Annotated in this window: 16 protein-coding genes and 1 tRNA gene; 8 read left to right on the top strand and 9 right to left on the bottom strand. The window is 63.4% G+C overall.

Features of this window, described 5'->3' with window-relative positions; genetic code table 11:
- Nucleotides 1–25 precede the first annotated feature (25 nt).
- On the top strand, nt 26–979 hold the full coding sequence (locus B378_RS15880) for a metallophosphoesterase (RefSeq protein WP_017343659.1): 954 nt from the start codon (nt 26–28) through the stop codon (nt 977–979).
- Between the two features lie 57 nt (nt 980–1,036).
- Here the strand turns inward: B378_RS15880 and B378_RS0110000 are convergent, their stop codons facing one another.
- The 3 genes from B378_RS0110000 to B378_RS0109995 all read right to left on the bottom strand — a co-directional run bounded on the left by B378_RS0110000 (nt 1,037) and on the right by B378_RS0109995 (nt 5,449).
- Nucleotides 1,037–3,142, bottom strand: coding sequence for a DUF262 domain-containing protein (locus tag B378_RS0110000; protein WP_017343658.1), 2,106 nt, complete (start codon nt 3,140–3,142; stop codon nt 1,037–1,039).
- Between the two features lie 117 nt (nt 3,143–3,259).
- Entirely contained in the window at nt 3,260–3,817 is a 558-nt protein-coding gene (locus B378_RS16795) for a hypothetical protein (RefSeq protein ID WP_155118209.1), read from the bottom strand.
- 678 nt (nt 3,818–4,495) lie between these two features.
- Nucleotides 4,496–5,449, bottom strand: coding sequence for a DUF4268 domain-containing protein (locus B378_RS0109995; RefSeq protein WP_017343657.1), 954 nt, complete (start codon nt 5,447–5,449; stop codon nt 4,496–4,498).
- A gap of 361 nt (nt 5,450–5,810) precedes the next feature.
- On the opposite strand from B378_RS0109995, the gene B378_RS16445 reads away from it, so the two are divergent.
- The gene (locus B378_RS16445; protein WP_026046247.1) at nt 5,811–6,680 is read left to right on the top strand and encodes a DNA adenine methylase; all 870 of its coding nucleotides are present in this window, start codon (nt 5,811–5,813) and stop codon (nt 6,678–6,680) included.
- 15 nt (nt 6,681–6,695) lie between these two features.
- Here the strand turns inward: B378_RS16445 and B378_RS0109985 are convergent, their stop codons facing one another.
- From B378_RS0109985 to B378_RS0109975, 3 genes are all read right to left on the bottom strand, one after another.
- Nucleotides 6,696–7,733, bottom strand: coding sequence for a restriction endonuclease (locus B378_RS0109985; protein ID WP_017343656.1), 1,038 nt, complete (start codon nt 7,731–7,733; stop codon nt 6,696–6,698).
- Between the two features lie 77 nt (nt 7,734–7,810).
- A complete protein-coding gene (locus tag B378_RS0109980) occupies nt 7,811–8,827 on the bottom strand; it encodes a hypothetical protein (protein ID WP_017343655.1) in 1,017 nt (338 codons plus the stop codon).
- Nucleotides 8,828–9,172: 345 nt separating this feature from the next.
- Nucleotides 9,173–9,487: a hypothetical protein gene (locus tag B378_RS0109975; protein ID WP_017343654.1), complete on the bottom strand. Its 315-nt coding sequence runs from the start codon at nt 9,485–9,487 to the stop codon at nt 9,173–9,175.
- Nucleotides 9,488–9,580: 93 nt separating this feature from the next.
- Here B378_RS0109975 and B378_RS0109970 point away from each other — a divergent pair, with 93 nt between their 5' ends.
- On the top strand, nt 9,581–9,919 hold the full coding sequence (locus B378_RS0109970) for a hypothetical protein (protein ID WP_017343653.1): 339 nt from the start codon (nt 9,581–9,583) through the stop codon (nt 9,917–9,919).
- A 28-nt stretch (nt 9,920–9,947) separates the two neighbouring features.
- Nucleotides 9,948–10,088 (top strand): hypothetical protein, encoded by a 141-nt coding sequence (locus B378_RS17090; protein WP_017343652.1) that lies wholly within the window; start codon nt 9,948–9,950, stop codon nt 10,086–10,088.
- Between the two features lie 275 nt (nt 10,089–10,363).
- On the opposite strand, the gene B378_RS0109960 is transcribed toward B378_RS17090, so the two are convergent.
- The 3 genes from B378_RS0109960 to B378_RS0109950 all read right to left on the bottom strand — a co-directional run bounded on the left by B378_RS0109960 (nt 10,364) and on the right by B378_RS0109950 (nt 14,873).
- A tRNA-Arg gene (locus tag B378_RS0109960) sits at nt 10,364–10,436 on the bottom strand.
- Between the two features lie 27 nt (nt 10,437–10,463).
- Nucleotides 10,464–13,070 carry an RND family transporter gene (locus tag B378_RS0109955; protein ID WP_017343651.1) on the bottom strand — a complete coding sequence of 869 codons (2,607 nt, stop codon included), beginning with the start codon at nt 13,068–13,070 and terminating at the stop codon, nt 10,464–10,466.
- Entirely contained in the window at nt 13,071–14,873 is a 1,803-nt protein-coding gene (locus B378_RS0109950; protein WP_017343650.1) for a COG1361 S-layer family protein, read from the bottom strand.
- Nucleotides 14,874–15,155: 282 nt separating this feature from the next.
- Between B378_RS0109950 and B378_RS0109945 the strand changes: the two genes are divergently transcribed.
- From B378_RS0109945 to pepF, 4 genes are all read left to right on the top strand, one after another.
- A complete protein-coding gene (locus B378_RS0109945) occupies nt 15,156–15,962 on the top strand; it encodes a TrmB family transcriptional regulator (RefSeq protein ID WP_017343649.1) in 807 nt (268 codons plus the stop codon).
- A gap of 161 nt (nt 15,963–16,123) precedes the next feature.
- Nucleotides 16,124–17,776, top strand: a complete 1,653-nt coding sequence (locus B378_RS0109940) for a PAS domain-containing protein (RefSeq protein ID WP_017343648.1) — start codon at nt 16,124–16,126, stop codon at nt 17,774–17,776.
- A gap of 107 nt (nt 17,777–17,883) precedes the next feature.
- Nucleotides 17,884–18,432, top strand: coding sequence for a ribosomal protein S18-alanine N-acetyltransferase (gene rimI, locus B378_RS0109935; RefSeq protein WP_017343647.1), 549 nt, complete (start codon nt 17,884–17,886; stop codon nt 18,430–18,432).
- Nucleotides 18,433–18,505: 73 nt separating this feature from the next.
- Nucleotides 18,506–20,305: an oligoendopeptidase F gene (gene pepF / locus B378_RS0109930; RefSeq protein WP_026046246.1), complete on the top strand. Its 1,800-nt coding sequence runs from the start codon at nt 18,506–18,508 to the stop codon at nt 20,303–20,305.
- Nucleotides 20,306–20,320 lie beyond the last annotated feature (15 nt).

Below are 20,320 nucleotides of genomic sequence, written 5' to 3'. Positions count from 1 at the left end.
CACTAATCCTGAGCCGCCTCGAGACGTGGAACTCATCGCGACTGATGCTGACGAGGTGGAGCTACGGGTCGTTACTTGGAAGAAACACGATGTAACGGTCGAGTGGGAGGTCGGTGCCACGTACGCGATCAGGGGCGGGCGAGCGAAGCGATACATCGACGCCTCGGGTCCGGAGCTGCGGATCCACAGTAACGCGGATTTTGCTGTCGAGCGGCTTACGCCCGAATCAGACCGGTTACGGCTCCTTGTCCTCGGCGATACGCACGTCGGGTATCGACATCGCGCATCGAACACGAAGCCGCCGTGGGCCCGAGAGGTAGACAACAGACAAACGTTCAGTCGGAGTCTCGCCCGGGCTCGGGACCTCGACGTCGACGCGGTCGTCCACGCTGGCGACGTGTTCGACCACGAGATAACCCGGAACGATCGGGATCACGTTCGCGAGGAGATCCGACGCACCCACGACGCGGGGATCCCGCTGTACTACATCCACGGGAACCACGACAACGAAGCTGGTAACAGGACGTTACGTCAGGGTCCGGGAATCCATATCGGTGGTGAAGCCGTGGTGTTTGGCGACGGTGCCGTCCGACTTTCTGGACTTGATTACGGCGCGGGAGAGTTTTCGAGTCCGCCGCCGGAGAAGCCCGGTGACGATGGGGCATCGGTATCGATCATCGTTATACACGACACGCCGTATCCGGCAATCGACGAGAATGAGTCGCCGATCCATCGGACTGATCCGAATCATCTAGATCTCAGGGAGTTCCTCGACTCGGCCGAGGGGTGGTTGGACCTAATCGTCTCGGGGCATCTACACGTCGGGAGTCGCGCTTCCATAGCGGGCTACGAGACACCCCTCATCGTCACTGGTCCGACTGCGGAAATTAGCACATCGACACAGGAGAACGCCCCCTCAACCTGGTTGGTGACGGTGCTGAACGGAGAGGTTCAGGTCGAGCGGCAGCGGTTGGTATGAGCTGGCTCTGTAAGTCACCCAACTATGTTTTCGACAGTCCTCAAGCAGGAAGTGGAATCATTTCAGATCCATTTCTGCTTCGAACTGCTCTCGTTGCGCAGAATCGAGCGTGAGAACCCATTCGAACTGATCTCCGACCCACGACGTGGACATGATTGAGTGGCGGAACTCCTTGGAGTGTTTCGACGTCAGCCCCGCGAGAATGCCTGAGAGACCGCTACTGCCACCAACCGTCTCACCGTACTCGTCTTCCATCCGTTCAATCAGGTCGTCGGTGAGCAAGGGCTCCTTGGCGGCGTACAGAACGCGGAACATCGCCTCCTGTTTGCTGGTGAGGCGGTCGAAGAAATCAGGTGGGAACCACCCGGCAGACTCATCAGGGGCATCCGTTGAATCCGGCTTGGAGGACGCGGGATCGATAGACCAGTGATCGAGCGCGAATTCGACAAGCGTGTCGGTCTGCTCGTCGATGGCCGACTTCCCGAAGGTGTCGAACGCTGCGAGCTCCCGTTGAACCCGCAACGACGAGGAGGCGTACTCTTTCTCACGTCCACTGCTAGCGTGTTTCTTTTCGGCGAACGGCAAATTACCGTACGAGCCGTTCCAGTATCGACTGGCAAGTGTGAGGTTCCCGAGACGGTGAACGTGTTCATCGAACTCGCCGACGAGGCTCTCGGGAATCGCGTCAGTAGGGAGATTCTGGGCAAGAACGTGTTCGACTTGGAACTCAGTCGAGAGGATATGCCCGGGACTCGTCATGACTTCCTCCCCGGCCTCGGACTCAACCTGCTTCCCGTAGTGATAGAGCAGGTACTTGGTGTCTCGACTTGATGTACTCTGGTAGAAGTCGAGGTCGCGGAGTTGGCGCTCGAACCGGTCGTCGTCCGTGTATCGCTGTGTGATCGAGTCGAGTCGTTCGACGACGGTCTTGGGATCGATCGACGGTGTCGTGTGAACGTCGTGAGCGAGGCGAACAAGTCGCCCTCGGCCCGTGTCCGAACGCCGTGAGTCAATTGCGTACATCCGGAACACGAGCGTTTCACACGCGTCGACGACGGCAGCGAAGCCCTCGGGGTCATCGTCAGCAAAGTTCAGATACGACGCCATCAGGACGGGGAGGACGTTCGCCAGTCGTCCGAGCTCTAGGAGTCGGGTGAGAGAGGGTTCAACGGAATCCGGCACGTCCGGCTGGAGTATCGCTGAGAACGCCGTCGCGGCCTCACGGAGGTCTTGGACGTACGCGTCGATTTCCGACTGGACAGCATCGAGTTCGCCGGCGCGGAACTGCTCGCGGAGCCGGTCTTTCAGCGTCTCGAATCCGTTGAAATACTCATCAGAATCATAGCCGTCGTAGATGCCCCAATGGAACCGGAGGAAGCTGTCTTCATCGAAGTCATTCACCCGTTCATGGCCAGTGTTGAAAACGAACAGATCCCGGTAGATACTCCCGAACCGTTGTTTGATCTTGGTTTCGAGCGCGCCCTGATTGCTGGAGCGGTCGTCCATGTACATCAGGAAACTCTTCGTTTTGTCGAGCGTCGACAGCGGTCGGCCGCGGTCGTTGAGACTTTCAAAGATTGAGGCCGCCTCGGAGCCGTCATCGATCTCAACAACGTTGATCCGGCAGTCGTACCGAAGCGTTTCTGCGAGATCGGCTACGGCTTCAGGGTCATCGAGCTCCTCAAACTGTTCTGTGAAGAAGTCCGCGGCAGCCTTGAGACGCGTCTGTGACGGCGTTTCCGGGTCGATAGATGCGGAGCCGAGTAGGCCGTCACGGAAGTACTCGGAGTCCTGATCCTGTGGAAGCAATCGCGGTCGTTCATCGACCGGGAAAAGGAGGTTATCTTCGTCAAGTGTCGCTTCGATTGTGTCGTCGAACTTCGACGCGACGTATAGGAAAATAATCGCCGACGTCAGGCGCTGTTGGCCGTCCACGACATCGTACTTGTCGAACCGACGGCGACGATCCGTCTCGAACTGAGTGTCCTGCTTGCGAAGGATGATGTTTCCGAAGAAGTGCGACTTCTCCTCCGGGAGGTACAGGAGGTCCTCAAACAGGTCCGTGAGCTGGGGCTCGGTCCACGAGTAGCTGCGCTGGTAGCTCGGGATATCGAATAACCCATCCGTCAACAGGGAGTCGAGATGGACCGTGCGGGTTTCCATGCTGGTACGGTGGTGTGCCAGCCAATATAACTCATGGATGTCACTTTCTTAGTGTATTCAGATTGATCTCAATTTCTATCAGTCATTCACTGTTACAGTACCCCACGGAACGTGGGATTATGAGTCCCCAAAATGGTCTTCTGCTATTTCTCTAAGTGATTCGTCTGGATGAGGATCCGTTGACGTGTTGTTCGTTTCCTCTGGTCCAGTGAGGGTGAGAATTTCATCGAGATCCGATTGGGCGATCAGTGTAATATTAAATCCCTCTTGACCGCAGTACCGCATTTGGTCCGACAACTTGCCTTCCTCTATTTCTGTCTGGATGTCACTGTAAGGAACTTTCGGCACGAGTTCACGAACGGTCGAAAATTTGAGCCTTGCCCCATCATGGCTGTCACGATCTACTTCATCAACAGTCAGTAAATGGCTCAGACAGGCCCCGTGTTCATCTACGCTGCTCGTACAGTAGAGTAGCCCCTCATCACCAGGTGAAATTGTTTGCCAAGCCTCGTATCTCCCGAATCCCTCGCGCTTCCAGAACGGGCTCGCGTTAAAATACTCCCCATGGCGGAGAGGTTCATCACAGAACCGCGGGCCCCTCGCCCCCTCGACATATGCGGCGGCAGCGTGTTCTTCTATAGAACGACCGCTCACTTGGATCAGAAACGCCGTCATGATTGACACCACCTCCGCTGGTATCAAAAGAGTATGTGAGAGATACGCACCTTTGATCTTGTCCAGCAGTGTCAACCCGCTTGCTCCTAATCAGATACAACGAACTGAGATAGTGAACCTACGATGAACAGGCCAGCCGAATCCCTACCTATTCACTATTTGTCCTTCATTAACTTGCGGAGGTTTTGCTGAGTATTCGCATTCTCGTCGATTTCGAAGTCAGTCGCTGAGGCTATTTTCCGCATCGCCTCTTTTGCGTATTGACTACGAAGAGAGAATTCTGCTATGGAGTGGTCATCCTTACTTGGTTGTTTCCTAAAAACGCGACCACTATCATCTTCGAATTGTATGACATAGAAGTGTCGACCGTCGTTATCCACGAATTCTTTGAACGACCGTACATCGTCCTCAAATACGTTAGCATCACTTCCCATAGAGTAGAAACGTTGTCTCTACTGAATTAAAATCTACCATTAGGCTGATCTGATAACAGAACTGATCCACTTCCCTGCTACTCGCAATAGATATTCACATGACTACAGATGCCGATTTCCAATAAAGAATCTCAGCAGAGTCCGCAATTCAAAAGCGTGACTGGGGGAGGGGGGTGCGTCCGACAAGACGGGGAGGATGGCAGGCACCTACACAGCGAGTTCGTTACACCAGTAGAAGCAGCGATCAGTTGGAACCGAGAGCGGAAAGACGTGGTTCGAACTCCTCCTGGAATGCGTCCATCGCATCCACCCCCCATTCGACCAAATGATTTCGCTGGTCTGCGGTGAGATTGGTGATCGTCCTATCAATATCTTCAGGCTGTTTGATCCGGGATGCCTGTTTCTCAGGCAACCGTTCCCACGCTAACTCGACGCCTAAATTGCTCTCAATCTCTGTTCGGTTGCGTTTCAGCGCCTCGAATATCTCCTCGTTGCGTTCCTTATCCGACGTGGAGATGTAGAGCTCAACGGAGAACTCCGGCCCCTGGTGGAACACCCAGCCGAATCGGACGCCCCCGATACCGGCACTGAACGTTAGATAGTTCCGAGGTCCGGGCTTGAGTTTGTACCAAGTCGGCCGTCGCTGCGAGTACGCCTCGACCATCTCGGCGAAGAACTGCCGGTAGCTACGCTCAAGGTCGGACAGCGACTCGGTGCTCACCTCGCGTTCCCATTCGTTGGGCTCGACAACGACTTCGAACTCGAACCCACGCTCCTCGGATCCCTCGATACTCACGACGCGGGGTCTGATCGCGAAGAATTTCGCACCTTTCGGCCCGGTTTCGTTCAACCATTCGAGGACGCTCCGGTGTTCCGGCCGGAATTCCTCGGCGAGCCACATCGTGAACCCAGCGTTCTTTCCCGACGAGTACGTCAGGAGCTTCCCCAAGTGGTCGTGGTCCGTCCGATTGTATTGATTCTCGATAACGACGGTCTCACCGGTGTTCATCTCTCGTGCGACGATGTCGGCCGAGAAGTCACCGACGGCTTCCTCAGCTCGTGCGTCTTCAATTTCTATCCCCAACTCGGACGCGAGCAGGTCGATGTTCTCTGTCAACCATTGCGTGAAATCCCGCTCTTCGTTCTCCCACACCGAGCGGAGGTCGTGCTCGTGGATTCGCGAGACGTTGTGGTCCATAGACAGGCGTCGCCGGGAGTTTTGATAAATGGTTGTGGGCCGTCCCGGAGCGTCGTGCGCTGCGATTCGTTGCCGGACGCACCCCCCTCCCGGCGAAGATGACCCTGAAGAGATGAATACGAGTGTCGAATTCGATACAGAGGCGACTCTGGGATCGTGTCTCGTGTTACGACACTGGAATCGCAGTCGAGTACCTCTGTAGTTTGCTGGACGCACCCCCCTCCGTCCGTCTCTTCCACTCAAAGCCCGATAGAGTACAATACAGTCGTGCTGCGGCTGACGGATCTCTAAACCACATCTCAAGTGTCCATACTACCCCAACGGGACAGTTTTTTGCGAATACCGAGGAGATCTACACTGAATGGTAGAGCCGATCTTAAAATGGGCAGGTGGAAAGCGCCAGCTTCTCTCAGAAATCACGGCGCTGTTTCCAACCACATATGAGGCGTATCACGAACCGTTCGTGGGAGGTGGCGCTGTCTTTTTTGATCAAGATCCTGACGATGGAACGATCAACGATCTGAACACGCGGTTGACTACCTTTTATGAGATCGTTCGATATCAACCAGACGCACTTATAGACGAAAACAAGACGCACGAACACACGGAAGAATACTACTATAACGCTCGCTCGGAGTTTAATGCGCTCTTCTCACAGTCGAATCTAACGCGGGACGAGCGAGTCCGAGAGGCGAGTTTGCTTTTATATTTGAATCGGACCTGTTTCAACGGATTGTACCGAGAGAACAGTGACGGCGAATTTAACGTCTCTTTCGGCCGGTATTCAAACCCAGACTGGGTACAAGAACAGCGGATCCGAAAGGCATCGCGCGTCCTCCAAGGCACGGCCGTGTTCAATACGGATTTCAGCTACGTCGTCGATGAGGCTTCCAGCGGCGATCTTGTGTATTTTGATCCGCCGTACGAACCGGTGTCGAAAACCGCGGATTTCAATTCGTACCAAGCAGAGGGATTCGACCGAGAGGATCAACGCCGACTTCGCGATGTCGTGGTGGAACTCACGGAAATGGATGTTTCCGTGATCCTCTCTAACTCCCCGCCAGTCACGGAGTTATACGAGGACCACGGCATGTTCTCGATCAGATATGTAGATGCTACTCGTGCGATAAACAGCGATGCCAGTAGTCGCGGAGAGGTCTCAGAAGTTCTCATTACAAACGTTCCAGCAGAGGCGCAGCGGAGAAAGACTCTCTCGGATTTTACTGAATGAGCTGTCGGAGACCGCTCAACGTGGCGTTGAGTCCAGCACGTATTGTTGCTCAGATCCCCGGCCGCTCGTCGTGATTTCAGGGAGACAAACGAGCCACTCGCCAACGGTTCGGGCGCGTCGACGCGTGGTTGAATCCGAGAGAGTGGTCTCGTCTGCGAGGATCTCCGTAATATCGCGTCGGGAGAGAGTACCGTCTTCTTCGAGTTGAGCGTATACACGGGAGATGATCTCGACATCACGGATCTGCTGTGTGAGGAGGGCGTCCGCAGATTCTCGATTGCCGCGATCGAGATACGTGAGATATTCCTCGCCGAGGCGGGTGAGTCCCCAGCGGCGGATCGTGTGGTTGTCAATCTCGACCTCCTGTTCTTTGTGGAGGAACTGGAGAAGCCACGCAGCAATACCGTAGTAATCCGCTTGCCGTGGATCGAAGCTGTCTGAATCCGTCCGTCTTCGAACGTATTCTGCGATATCGGGTTTAATATCAGAACCCACTCCGACCGCTTGGATGACAGTGCGAATCACCTCAAAGTTGTCCGCCTGTGGTACCTCTAGAGATGGGATGGTATCGGTGCGCTCCGGCTTCTCGAACGCACTCCAGAACGTGGGGTCAAGTTCGTAGGATTCGTCGTTTGTAACGACACCGATGCCGCTCTCAACCATGATGTCTGTGAGACGGTCACCGTCGATCAATCGGATGAAATCTTGGTCTGCGCTTGTCTCGGCTCCAGAGGTGAACGAGGAGGTCGTGATCACCGTTCCGATGTGATACTGTTGCTCCGAGAGAGCGCCTTTAAATCCGCGGAGGGTGCGGGCGCCGACGCTGTTCCCGGTAGCATATTGTTTCGCTTGTACGCCGAGCCGAGCGTGGAACAGTTCTCGATCGATAACGGCGTGAATATCGATCCCGCCATCGCCACGGAAGGGCGTTAGCTCAAGTTCACGAGTTGGCTCCGCACGCTCGATCACCATCTTACAGAGCTGTTCAAACTGCTCGTGATCGATCTGTAACCCCTTATCAAGCAGTTCCTCCTTCGCGGTCGATGCTTTCATTCAAGATCGAAGTTTTCGCCGCTGAATAAAAATCCACTCGCCAGAGCAACCAGTCCGTTTCGGTAGCTGGATGAGGCTTATGTTGAGAAATCCAATTCCGAATACTCGTACGTGTAACACTTGATCCCGTTCGCCTCACAGTGCGTCGCAAGCTCTCCCGGCAAGATGTCCTCCTCCTCGAAGTCACCCAAAAATGCGACAGTCACGTTGTCGTCCTCACGCTCCTCGGAGCCTTCCACCACGACGGCCGTGTTCGGGTCGCTGTGGCTGGTCTTAATTACCTTGTCACCTGCCACGTACGGATTCTCCGCGAACGCGAGGTTCTCGTGTTTGTACGTCCAGAGTTTGATGTCCTGATCGTCACAGTACGACGCGAGGATCGCGGGGTGGTAGTCCCGCCACGCACCTGGTCCCTCATCGAGCGAACTCGGGAACGCGACCCGCACCGCTTCCCCGTCCATTTCGTGTCCGAACGCGCCGGTGTTCTGCTCCGGCGGTAGTACTTCGACGGCGATTCCCACCGACGGCTCCGAGTCGCCAGCCTTCACCACCCGATCCCCTGGTGAGAACGGATTCTCCGGCTTCTGGTTCATGTGAGCGGTGTTAGGACCGAGGTCGATCAGTTCGTTCATCGGGCGGGCCGCGAGGTGGTCGAGTTTTTCCGGGGACTCGCCCGAGAACGCCTTCTCCGTTTCGACCTTCGATTTCAGCGTTTCGAGGCGTTCCCACCCGAGCAACATCAGACTATCCTCGTTATCTCGATGCCAGACCATTACTACGATGTCGTCATCGGGATCGCGTTCAACGAGCGACTCGGGAAGGAAGGCCGAGACGTCCCGCGATGACTTCACGTCGACCGTGTAGCCGAAAACCTCGAAGTCATGCCCAGAGAAGCTCTCGGAGTTACACCGCCGGATTGCTTCCTCGTTTTCCCACTCCCACATCTCGACGGGGAGATACTCGCGACAGAACTGCTCGAACGCGAGCTCGCCGAGGTTGCCGATTCGCTTCACGTCTATGTCGTCCGCCCCTTGGATGACCGCTTGGTGGTTGGCCCGCTCGTAGTCAATTTCGTCCGGCGTGAACCGATACATGCCCGAATATCAAACGCCGGATAAATATATTTTTAGTATGAGATATCAAATCAAAGAACCGGAAGAGGAAGCCATATCGAGATTTACTCGCTGATGACTTCAGTCAGTCCACTGGGTATTCTCTGAATGTCGATGGGTCGGTCAGAAGTATATTCGACCAGCGCGACGGGCGCTGGTTCGGCCGTCGAACGACGAGACCTTCCAGGTGTGAGGCGGCTGAATTCGGCCGTTTCAAAACCGCCGTTTCTGACAACTGGTTTAGTAGTATGTGCCATCCGTGCGAGATACAGAACGGATATCTCGCGTCGGGGCTCAGTGTGGATTTGGTCGGTCTGTATAGAGGACTCACTTCCAATCATGCTCCTCGATGCCCTCGTAGTGTTTCAGGCGACTATCGATCTCCCAGGCTTCCCAGCCGCATTCGTGGTAGAGAACATCGGCGAGTTTGTCGAAGCGACTCTTGTTGAGCTCGATACCGCGGTTTCCGCGGTAAGTGATGTAGGGTTCGCGTCGAAGGTCCGCATAGACGTCACGCGCAGTCGGGTAGTCGCCGTCGATCGCTGAGAGATTGAGGAGCGCCTCCTCCGTGATCGGTGTGCCCCACTTGTGTTTCGCTATCATCGTCGCCAGGAGGGCACACTTCACCGACGGCTTCTCCATAGCGGAGGGATGAATCCATTCATACATAAAGGCTGTTAATGACAGTTAACGCTAGTGAGAACGCTTATACACATACAGATGGTGTCTCTCTGTATGAGTAGTCTGGAACAGGCGGACGACCGCGGGGCGAAGAAAGAGCTCCGGAAGGAGCACCCGAGCGGGTGGCTGTACCTCACGCAGCACGATGCGATCCCAATTCTCGTAGACGCGTTGCTCGATCTCCCGCCGAACCGCGAGTTCAACAAAACCGAATTCGCAGAACACGCCGGCGTCACGCGCCAAACCGTCGGTAACTACACCGATCTCCTGATCGAGGTCGAACTCATCGAGGAGGTTCCGAACACGTCACCGCGTCGGTACCGGGTCGCGGACAGCGATGCCGTCCGCGAACTCTTCGAGCTGAACAGCGCGCTCAACAGCGTCGGCGAGTAGTAACGACCCTCAAAGCGTCTCTTCGGATATGGTCACAGAGGAAGGCGCAGAACTGACCTCGCCGCTTGACGGTGTGATGGAGGATAGTTGGCAGGAACTGGTTCGACGGGTCGCGGCAGACGACCGCGATGCGAACCGAGACATCTACGACGCCCTCGAAGACGAGTAGTCGGCGCTGTTACGGTTTCACAGTTCTACGCTGTTGCTATCGGTCGGGTAGAACGATACGGCGCGACGGGATCCACGCGAGCGACCGAAGGGAGCGAGCGTGGAGCCAGTCGCACCCGTGTTCGAGCGAGCGAAGCGACGCGAGAACACGGGTGCGACGGGACTTTGAACCAGAGCCAGACGGTCCTGCTCGCTCACTCCGTTCGCTGCGCGGGCTGCGACTGGCAGGGTTCAAATCCCGCATGCGCCGCTACTGCTCACTTCGTTCGCAGATAGCGGGCGCGACGGGATTTGAACCCGCGGCATCTTGGTCCGGAACCAAGTGCTCTGTCCGCTGAGCTACGCGCCCTCACGAGCCGGTATCCGCGGCGAGCGTTTAATCCTTCTGACTCGGGTCCTCGGCGGGCGGCCGTGGGTCGGTCTGCCACTCGAACGCGTCGGCGTCGTCGGCGACGCCGGAGTCGGCCGTCCCGCCGTCGGTCCGAGCTCGGTCGGTCGCGTCGCCCTCGGCGTCGGCGTCGATGGCGCCCGCGGCGTCGAGGAAGCGACCCACGAACAGCAGTCCGGGGCGGCGCTCGACGACGGCGACCCAGACGACGAGCGCCGGCGGCAACACGATCAGCGACGCCAGGTACGCGAGCGTGATGCTGGCGGCGGTGAGCAGCCCGAACTGGCCGAGGATCGGGGTGATGGCCAAGACGAGGACGCCCGTGCCGAGCGCGGTCGTCGCCCACGTGCCGGTGAGCGCGCCGCCGGTGCCGCGGAGCGTGGTGACGACCGCGGCGTCGACGTCGCCGCCGCGGGGGTACTCGTCGTGGAACCGGTGCGCGACGTGGACGGTGTAGTCCACCCCGAGCCCGATAGTGATCGCGAGGATCGTCGCGGTGATCGCGTTGAACGGGATGCCGCCGAGCCGCATCGTGGCGGTGAGCGTCGCGACGGCGACCGTGACCGGGACGAGCGTGACGAGCCCCAGCGTCGGGCTGCCGAGCAGCAGCCAGAACAAGATTACGAGGAACACCGCCGAGAGCCCGAGAGCGGCCGCCAGCGAGACGATCGCGGAGTCGAAGATCGTGTCCGCGACCGCCTGGAACACGACGATCTGGCCGGTCGCGGTCGCGTCGCCGCGGTAGCGGTCGGCCACGCGCCGGGCGTCGGCGGTGATCTCGGCGTCGCTGGCGTCGGACTCGACGGCGTACACGATCCGCGTCGAGCGGCTGTCGTCGGCGAGGTACTCGCCGGTGAAGTCGTCGTACGGCGAGTTCCGCAGCTCGGCGTAGATGCGGTCGAGGTTCCGGTTCGGCCGCCCGTCGTCGAGCGCGGACTCCTCGACCAGCTGCTCGAACTCTGGGTCCTCGGCGGCGTAGGCGTCGATCGCGCTCTGGACGCTGTCGGCGCTGGCGCGGCCGTCGACCGTGACGAACGAGTCGGGCGGGTCGCGCTCGGCGCGCGCGAGGCTGCGGAGGGCGCTGTCGCTGGTCATGCGCCGCTCGACGTAGATCGTGACGGTGTCGTCCTCGCTCGTGGCGAAGTTGTCGGAGAGGAAGTTGATCGTCTCCGTCGCGGTGTACTCGCCGGGCTGGAGCGGGCCGGGGAAGTAGTCGATGTACGCCGGCTCCTCGCTCGGCGGCAGGAAGTCGTCCTGCTCGAAGGTTGTGTCGACGCCCGCGCCGTAGCCCGCGGCGCCGGCCGTGATCAGCAGGACGACGACGAGGAAGACCGCGGGTGCGGGCCGCGATATCGCGGACAGTTTGGGGAGGAGCCGCCCGAGCGCGGAGTCCTCGGCGCCGAGCGGGCGGGAGCCGAACTCGGGCAGCGAGCGCTTTGCGCGCCAGCGGTCTAAGAGCAGCTTGGCGGCCGGGAGGAAGCCGACGAAGATGACGAGGGTGAAACAGATCCCGAGCCCGGCGACCAACCCGAACTCCCGGAGCGGGGGCAGCGAGCTGGTGAGGTTCGCGAGGAAGCCGATGATCGTCGTGCCGGCGATGATCGAGTACGCCACCACGAGCTGGCCGAGCGCGCCGCGCATCGCCGTCTCCGGCGGCGCGCCCGCCGCGCGGTCCTCGCGGTAGCGGTTTACCGTGTGGATCCCGAAGTCGATCCCGATCGCTAAGAGGAGGACCGGCACCGCGATCAGCACCTCCGAGAAGGCGATCCCCGCGTACCCCGTGAAGCCGAACGTCCACACGACCGTCATCAACAGTGCGATCCCGCCGAGCACGAAGTCGAACGGGTCGCGGTAGGCGTACGCTAAGAGGCCGAGGATGACCGCGAGCGCCGCGGGCACGACGATCGACAGCGAGTCGAAGATGACGCGCTCGAACTCATCATCGACGATCCCCCCGCCGAACGCGGTGATGTCACCCGGGGCCTCCTCGGCGACGGTGCGGGCCTCGCTTTGGATCGCCTGGGTGTCCGCCGAGGCCGGGAACGAGTGGGAGACGACGCCGAGCGACGCAGAGGCGGTGCCGGACTCGCTGTTGAAATCGTCGGACAGCAGCGTCGCGAAGCCGGGGTCCTCTGCCGCGGCGTCGACCGCGGCGTCGATTTCGCCGTCGCTGGCCCGCTGGATCGCGTCGCGGGCCGCCGCCGGTGTGTCGGCGTCCTCGTCGAGCTCGGCCGCGACGTCCATCGCGGGCGCGGAGAAGTCGGTCACCCGCAACCCGTCGCGCTCGTCCAACCGCTCGGCGGTCGCCAGCATGTCGAGCAGGCCGCGGCGGTCGAGCACGTTCACGTCGCGCTGGATCAGCTGCGTCGTCGGGTCGTCACCCCCGAACGCGGGCTCGAACCGCTCGTTCACGCGGTCGAGCGCGTCCGCCTCCTCGATCCCGTCCGTGAACTGGTCGCTGCCTGCGCTCGCCTCCAGCAGCGCCATGCCGGGCGCGAACAGGGCGGTGACGACGAGGCAGGCGATCACGACCCGGCGCGGCTGCTCGATGACCCGGTCGGTGATCGCGCCGAACAGCCGGGTGACGGGGTCCATCTATCGGGAGCGGAACCGGCTTCGAAGCCGAGCGATCGCCCGGCTCACCCGGCCGCGCTGCCAGACCAAGGCGCCGCCGACCGCGACGACGCCGAGCAGGGCGACGATCCCGAGCGGTGAGGTGAGGGCCCCGCTGTCGTCGGCGGTCGTCACCTCGACCGGGAGCCGGTAGGTGTCGGAGAGCTGTTCGTCGCCGTCGGCGTCGTCGTACCGGAAGTCGACCGCGGCCGCGTACGTCTTCGGCGTCGCGCCGCCGTCGACCGCGACCTCGAAGCTGACCGTCGTCTCCTCGCCCGGGTCGAGCGAGGTGACGAACGCCTCGTCGTCGGACGAGGAGAGCGGCGAGTCGACGAACAGCTTCGCCTGTAGGTTCGAGATCGGCTCGGGCCCGGTGTTGCGGACGACCGCGTCGTACCGGACCGTCGACCCGGGCGTCACCGACGAGGGGTCGGTCGCGTTCGGCTCGGCGGGCGACACGGCGAAGACGTCCGCCTCGGGGGCGACGTCGACGACCACGTCGAGCGTGTCGGAGACGATGACGTCGCCGGCCGACCCCGTCGAGACGAGCGAGACGGTGCCGTCGTCGCCCTCGCTCGCGCTCACCCCCTCGTCGGTGCCGAGCCCGCGGTAGCGGACCGCCACGTTGACCGTCCGCGCGCCGGGGTTCGCGTCCGTCCGGAGGCCGGCGTCGAACGTCGCGGTCGCGGTCTCGCCGACCGCGAGGTCGCCGACCGTGTCCCGCGTCGAGCGCGGGACGATGTTCGGGTCGGACTGGACCGTCTCCTGCCCGACACCCTCGGGCGCGGGCGCCTCGTTACTGAAGACGACGACCGCGTTCTCGATGTCGCGAGGGCCGCGGTTGCGAACCTCGACGGTGAACGAGCCGTCCTCGCCGACGCGCAGCGTGCTGTTCAACCCCTCCGCGGAGAACGCCTGCCGCGAGAGCGGCGTCACGCCCGTCCGGACCGTCCGCGCGGCCGCGTTCGCGCGCTCGGCGTCGCGGTAGTCGACGTCGAACTCCAGCGTCGACGCTCGCGCGGTCGCCTGGCCCGCGGCGGCCAGCCGGTAGGTGAACGTGCGGTTCTCGCCCGGCGCCCACGCGCCGACGTACGTCTCGGTCGTGCCCGCGTCGGTGGCGAAGGAGAGGTCGGGGTCGATCGGGTTCGCCGCCACGCTGGCCTCGTGAGCGGTCTCGTTCCGGACGTTCCGCATCGTCACCTCGACGATCCCGTTGTCCCCGGCCTGAACGACGCCATCGACGTCGACGACCGCGAACTGCGCGCGGTCGGTGATCTCCACGGAGACGTACACGGTCTCCGTCACGATCTCCTCGTCGCGGACGGTGGAGCCGTCGTCGACCTCGGCGCTCTCGACGTTTCGGTACTCCAGTCGGATCGGAACGCGGTAGACGCCCGGCTCGGCGTCTTTGTCCGGGACGACGGTGAACTCGATCGGCCCGGTGACGCCGCGCGCGACGTCGCCGACGGTCTGCTCGCCGGTCCGCACGTCGAACGGGACCTCGCGGTTGGCCGCGTCGCCGGTGAGGATCCGCGCCGTCGTCTCGTGGGCGGTCACCACCTCGCTCTCGAGGTTGTCCGCCCCCTGCGCGTCGATGTCGCCGCGGTTGTTCAGGCTCACCTGGAGCGTCGACTCCTCGCCGGGGACGAACGCCGTCTCCGGCGCGAACGCCTCGATGTCGGGGTCGCCGCGCACCGTGTCGTTGGCCGTCTGCGCGACCGCCGTGCCGGTCGCGAGCAGGGACGCGACGAGGAGGAGGACGGCGGCCGTCCGGATTCGACTCATGTAACTGCGAACGGGTACGGGACTGCGACGTAATACCCTTCGGGAACCTATGACAACAACGTATCTGTTTTCGTAGATGAACCACAGAGTTCGGTGGCGATTGAAGTTCGCCGAGACCGGAATTTCACCGGTTGTGGACGCGTTGAATCGTTCCGAGAGCGGATCCGCGGCCGACCGTCGCGGGGCGACAGCGAAACGGTCGGACGTTGTACGCGCGTTCTTTTATATACTCGTGCGGCGGAGAGCGCCGACGCTTTGTGGGGGCCGGGCCTACGGGAAGGCATGGAGTCGCTCCGCGACCTCGGCCTGTCGAGCTACGAGGACCGGGCGTACCGCGCGCTGCTGGCGCTCGGCACCGGGACCGCCGCGGCCGCCGCCGAGGAGAGCGGCGTGCCGAAGGGGCGCATCTACGACGCGCTCGGCGGCTTAGAGTCGCGCGGGCTGGTCCGCGTCCAGACCGACCGGGAGCCGAAGCGGTACGCGCCCGTCGAGCCCGCGGTCGCCGTCGACCGGCTCGTCGAGGCGAAGCGGCGGGAGCTGCGACAGCGGATCGAGACGTACGAGTCGGGCAAGTCGGAGCTGATCGACCGGCTGGCGGACGCCGAGGCGACCGACGACGAGTTCTGGACCGCCGCGGTCGGCGCCGACGACTCGCTCGACCTCCTCTTCGAGCGCATCGACGCCGCCGAGGAGTCGATTGTCGTCGTCGCCACCGACGTCTCCGCGCAGTTCGACGTCGACCGCGAGGGGCCGGAGCTGCTCGACCGCCTCCTCGCGGCGATCCGGAGCGGCGTCGATGTCTCCGTGCTGCTCTCGCCGAGCGTGTTCGACGACGCCCGCGCCGCCGTCGACGAGGACCGCGCGACGCTGACGATCGCGCAGGGCCCCTTCGAGCTGCGGATCACCGAGGACGCGTACGGGAACTTCTACCTCATCGACGGCGAGGAGGTGTGCTTAGAGGTCGCCGACCCGCTCGCGCCCGACCGGCTGTTCGGCATGCTCGACTTACGCGACCGCGGGTTCGCCGCCCGCGTGCGCGACGGCTTCGAGGCCGCGTGGGCGGCGGGGACCGTCGTCGACGAGGTGTGACGGCCCGCGAGGGCGACATCTCGTGAGCCGCGAGAAGTCCACGGCGCCCGAGGGTCGCGCCGGACCCGGATCGGCCCGACGCCCGAACCGAATTATCGCGTTTGATTCTCCCGCCGCGCAGTTTTATCACCCCGCGTCCGTACGACGGATCAGAACTCACCGTGACCCTCCGGCCATCCGACACGTCGACGCCGGTCCGCGGCGCTGACGAGGGCGACGCCCCCGACCCCGACGACCGAGCCGCGACCGACGCGCCGACCGCCGACGCGGAGCGGCCGGGTCGGTCGGACGAGCGCGCCGATGCCGACGGCTCTCCGCCGTCACCGACCGACGCCGACGAGGGGTCGGGAGGCCTCGGCGCGACGCCCGCGGAGGGGTGGTCGCGCCCGATCGAGCCCGACCGGTTCCTGCTCGCCGTCGCCGTCGACGGCGAGGTGCTGTTCGCCGGGCCGTCGGTGCCCGACGTCGTCGGCGTCGAGCGCGAGGCGCTCGTCGGGAGCGATCTCCTCGACCGCGTCCACCCGAGCGACCGCGAGCCGGTGGCCGACGCGCTGTCGGCGGTCGCGACGAGCCGGACAGTCACCCACCGGATCCGCCGCGCGAGCGGGGGATACGCGTGGGTCGAGTCCGTCGTCGACGAGGAGCTCGCCCCGGATTTCGGCGGGCGGATCGTCACGGTCCGCCGGGTCGACGCGGACCGCACTTTCCCGGAGCGCTACCGCGCCTTCCTCGAGTACGGCAGCGACCTCGTCACCGTCGTCGACGGCGAGGGGCTCGTCGTCTACGAGAGCCCCTCCGTCGAGGAGGTACTCGGCTACGAGCAGGGGTCGACCGTCGGGCGCTCCCCGCTCGGCTACGTCCACCCGGACGACCGCGACCGGGTGACCGAGCGGTTCTACCGCGCGCTCACCGAGCCCGACGCGGCGCCCACGCTGGAGTACCGCTACCGGGCCGCCGACGGAGACTGGGTGTGGTTAGAGTCGCGCACGCGGTCACTGCCGGCCGACAGCCCGGTCGGCGAACTGCTCATCAACTCCCGCGACGTCAGCGAGCGGAAAGAGCGCGAGCGGCGGCTCACCGACCGGAACGAGCGGCTCGACCGCTTCGCGAGCATCGTCTCGCACGACCTGCGGAATCCCCTCTCCGTGATTCGCGGCTCCATCGAGATGGCGCGGCTGCGCGGGGAGACGGAGCCGCTCGAACGCGGCGAGCGCGCCGTCGACCGGATCGACCGGCTCGTCTCGGAGCTGCTCACCCTCGCGCGGCAGGGAACCGGGATGGACGAGCCCGCGGAGTTCGACCTCGCGAGCGTCGCCCGCGACGCCTGGGAGACCGCCGCCGAGGGCGACGACGCGGAGTTAGTTGTCGCCCGCGACGCCCGGATGTACGGCGACCGCGGCCGGATGCGGCAGGCGCTGGAGAACCTGTTCCGCAACGCGACGGAGCACGGGATGCCGGACGCGGCCGAGGCGAGCGGGGACGATTCCGACGGAGACGACCTCACCGTCCTCGTCACCGCCACCGACGAGGGGTTCCTCGTCGCCGACGACGGGACGGGGATCGACCCCGACCACCGAGAGTCGGTGTTCGACTCCGGGTTCACCACGCGGGCGGACGGGACGGGGTACGGGCTCGACATCGTCCGCGAGGTCGTCGAGTCGCACGGGTGGCGCGTGGAGCTGCGTGCGCCCGCGGACGACCCCATCGGGCTCCCTGACGGGCGGCGGCTCCGGCCGCCGGACGGCGCCTGCTTCGAGGTGTGCGCACCCGACCCCGCCGGCGCCGACCCGGACGAGCCCTGGATCGACGCGTGAGGGGGCCGACGCGTCGTCGCCGCGGCCTTCGTCGACCCGGCGCGTTCCCTCTCAGCACCTCTCCGCCGACCCGAGGCGTTTATTCTCCGCGGCCCGCAAGCCGACCCGTGAGCGTCCCCGACGTCGCGGTCCGGCGGGCGGAGCGCGCCGACCTGCTCGCGGTGGTGCGGATCGAGCGCGCCTGCTTCTCGGACCCGTGGCCGCACGACGCCTTCGAGCGGCTGCTGGACGAGCCGGCGTTCCTCGTCGCGGAGCGGGCGGGCGCGGTCGTCGGGTTCGTCGTCGCCGACCGGACGCCGAACCACGGCCGCGACATCGGCCACATCAAGGACCTGGCCGTCCATCCCGACGCCCGCGGCGAGGGGATCGGCCGGACCCTCCTCCGGTCGGCGCTGGCCCGGCTCCGCGCGACCGGCGTGGCGGTGGCCCGGCTGGAGGTGCGCGAGGGGAACGACCCCGCGCGGTCGCTGTACGCCGACGAGGGGTTCGAGCCGATCCGGCGGGTGGGCGGCTACTACCGCGACGGCGAGGACGCGCTCGTGCTCGTCGTCGACCTCGCGGACTGGGCCGAGGGGGAGGCGGCGGACAGTCGCGGCGGGTCTGGCGCGGACGGCAGCGAGGCCGGCGACGCCGGCGGCGACACAGGTGAGCGGTAACGCACCGCACGCATATCGGCCCGCCGCACGGGGTTTGACAAGGCTTAGTGTGCGCGAGGCCGACCCGAACGGTATGAGTTCGGTTCCCGAGCGGTCCGAGATCGACGCCGAGTACAAGTGGGACCTCGACGGCATCTACGCCGACGACGAGGCGTGGGAGTCGGCCTACGAGGAGGTGTCCGGGCGGATCGACGAGTTAGCCGCCTACGAGGGGCGCGCGACCGAGGACGCCGCCACGCTCCTCGAACTGCTCGAACTGCGCGAGGAGATCTTCCGCGAGCTCCAGCAGGTGATGACCTACGCCCGCCTGCGCAGCGCCGAGGACACGCGGAACCAAGAGTACCAGGCGATGTCCGCGAAGGCGTCGTCGCTGGGCTCCGAGGCGTCGAGCGCGGTCTCGTACCTCGAACCGGAGATCCAGTCGCTGACGGAGTCGGACGTGGAGGCCTTCCTCGACGACGAGCCCGCCCTCGCCGAGTACGAGCACTACCTCGACGACGTGCTCCGGAAGAAGCCGCACACGCGGTCGAGCGAGGTCGAGGAGGTGCTGGCGGACCTCTCGGAGGTCACCGACGCGCCGAGCGAGATCTACTCGATGCTGACGAACGCCGACATGACGTACGGCGTCGTCGAGGACCCCGACGGCAAGGACGTGGAGATCACGCAGGCGAACTTCACGAAGCTCCAGACGAACCCGGACCGCGAGTTCCGCGAGCGCGTCCACGAGACGTTCTACGACGAGTGGGAAGACGTGCGCAACACGGTCGGCACCTCCTTAGAGAAGGCCGTCCGCGAGCACGTGACGAGCGCCGAGATCCGCGACTACGACTCCGCGCGCGCCGCCGCGCTCGACGACTCGAACGTCCCGGTCGAGGTGTACGACACCCTCGTCGACACGGTCGACGACAACCTCGACGTGCTCCACCGCCACGCGGAGCTGAAGGAGGCGGCGCTCGGCGTCGACCAGCTACAGAGCCACGACCTCTACATGTCGCTGACGGGCGACCAGGGGCCGGACGTCGAGTACGAGCAGGCCCGCGAGTGGGTGATCGAGGCGGTCGCGCCGCTCGGCGACGCCTATCAGGAGCGGCTGGCCGAGGGGCTCGACTCGCGGTGGGTCGACGTGTACGAGAACCGCGGGAAGCGCTCGGGCGCGTTCTCCTCCGGCACGTACGACACCCAGCCGTACATCATGATGAACTACCAGGACGACATCGCCTCGATGTTCACCTTGGCCCACGAGCTCGGCCACTCGATGCACTCCGAGCTGGCGGGCGACGCCCAGCCGTGGCACGACGCGAGCTACGAGATCTTCGTCGCGGAGATCGCCTCCACCGTCAACGAGACGCTGCTCACCCACCACCTGCTCGACACCGTCGAGGACGACGAGCTCCGCACGCACGTGCTCGACGAGTACCTCGAACGCTTCCGTTCAACCCTCTTCCGGCAGACGATGTTCGCGACGTTCGAACAGCAGATCCACGAGCGCGTGGAGGCCGGCGACGCGCTCACGCCCGACGCGTTCGACGAGATGTACGGCGATCTGAAGGGCGACTACTACGCGCCCGCCGAGCTGACGGGCGGCATCGAGCGCGAGTGGCAGCGCATCCCCCACTTCTACTACGACTTCTACGTCTACCAGTACGCGACCGGTATCTCCGCCGCGGCCGCCATCGTCGAGCGGATCCTCGACGAGGGCGACTCCGCCGCCGCCGACTACCGCGAGATGCTGAAGGCGGGCGGCTCCGAGTACCCCCTCGACGTCGTCGAGCTCGCCGGCATCGACATGGCCTCGCCCGACCCGATCGAGTCCGCCGTCGGCGTGTACGACGGCTACCTTGACGAGATTGCGACGCTGCTCGACTTAGAGTAACGGCGGAGTATCCTC

Origin of the sequence: Halorubrum sp. T3 (assembly GCF_000296615.1) — an archaeon.
Lineage (GTDB): Archaea > Halobacteriota > Halobacteria > Halobacteriales > Haloferacaceae > Halorubrum > Halorubrum ruber.
Note: the sequence above shows the minus strand (reverse complement) of the source record. Positions and strands in the feature narration are given on the sequence as shown.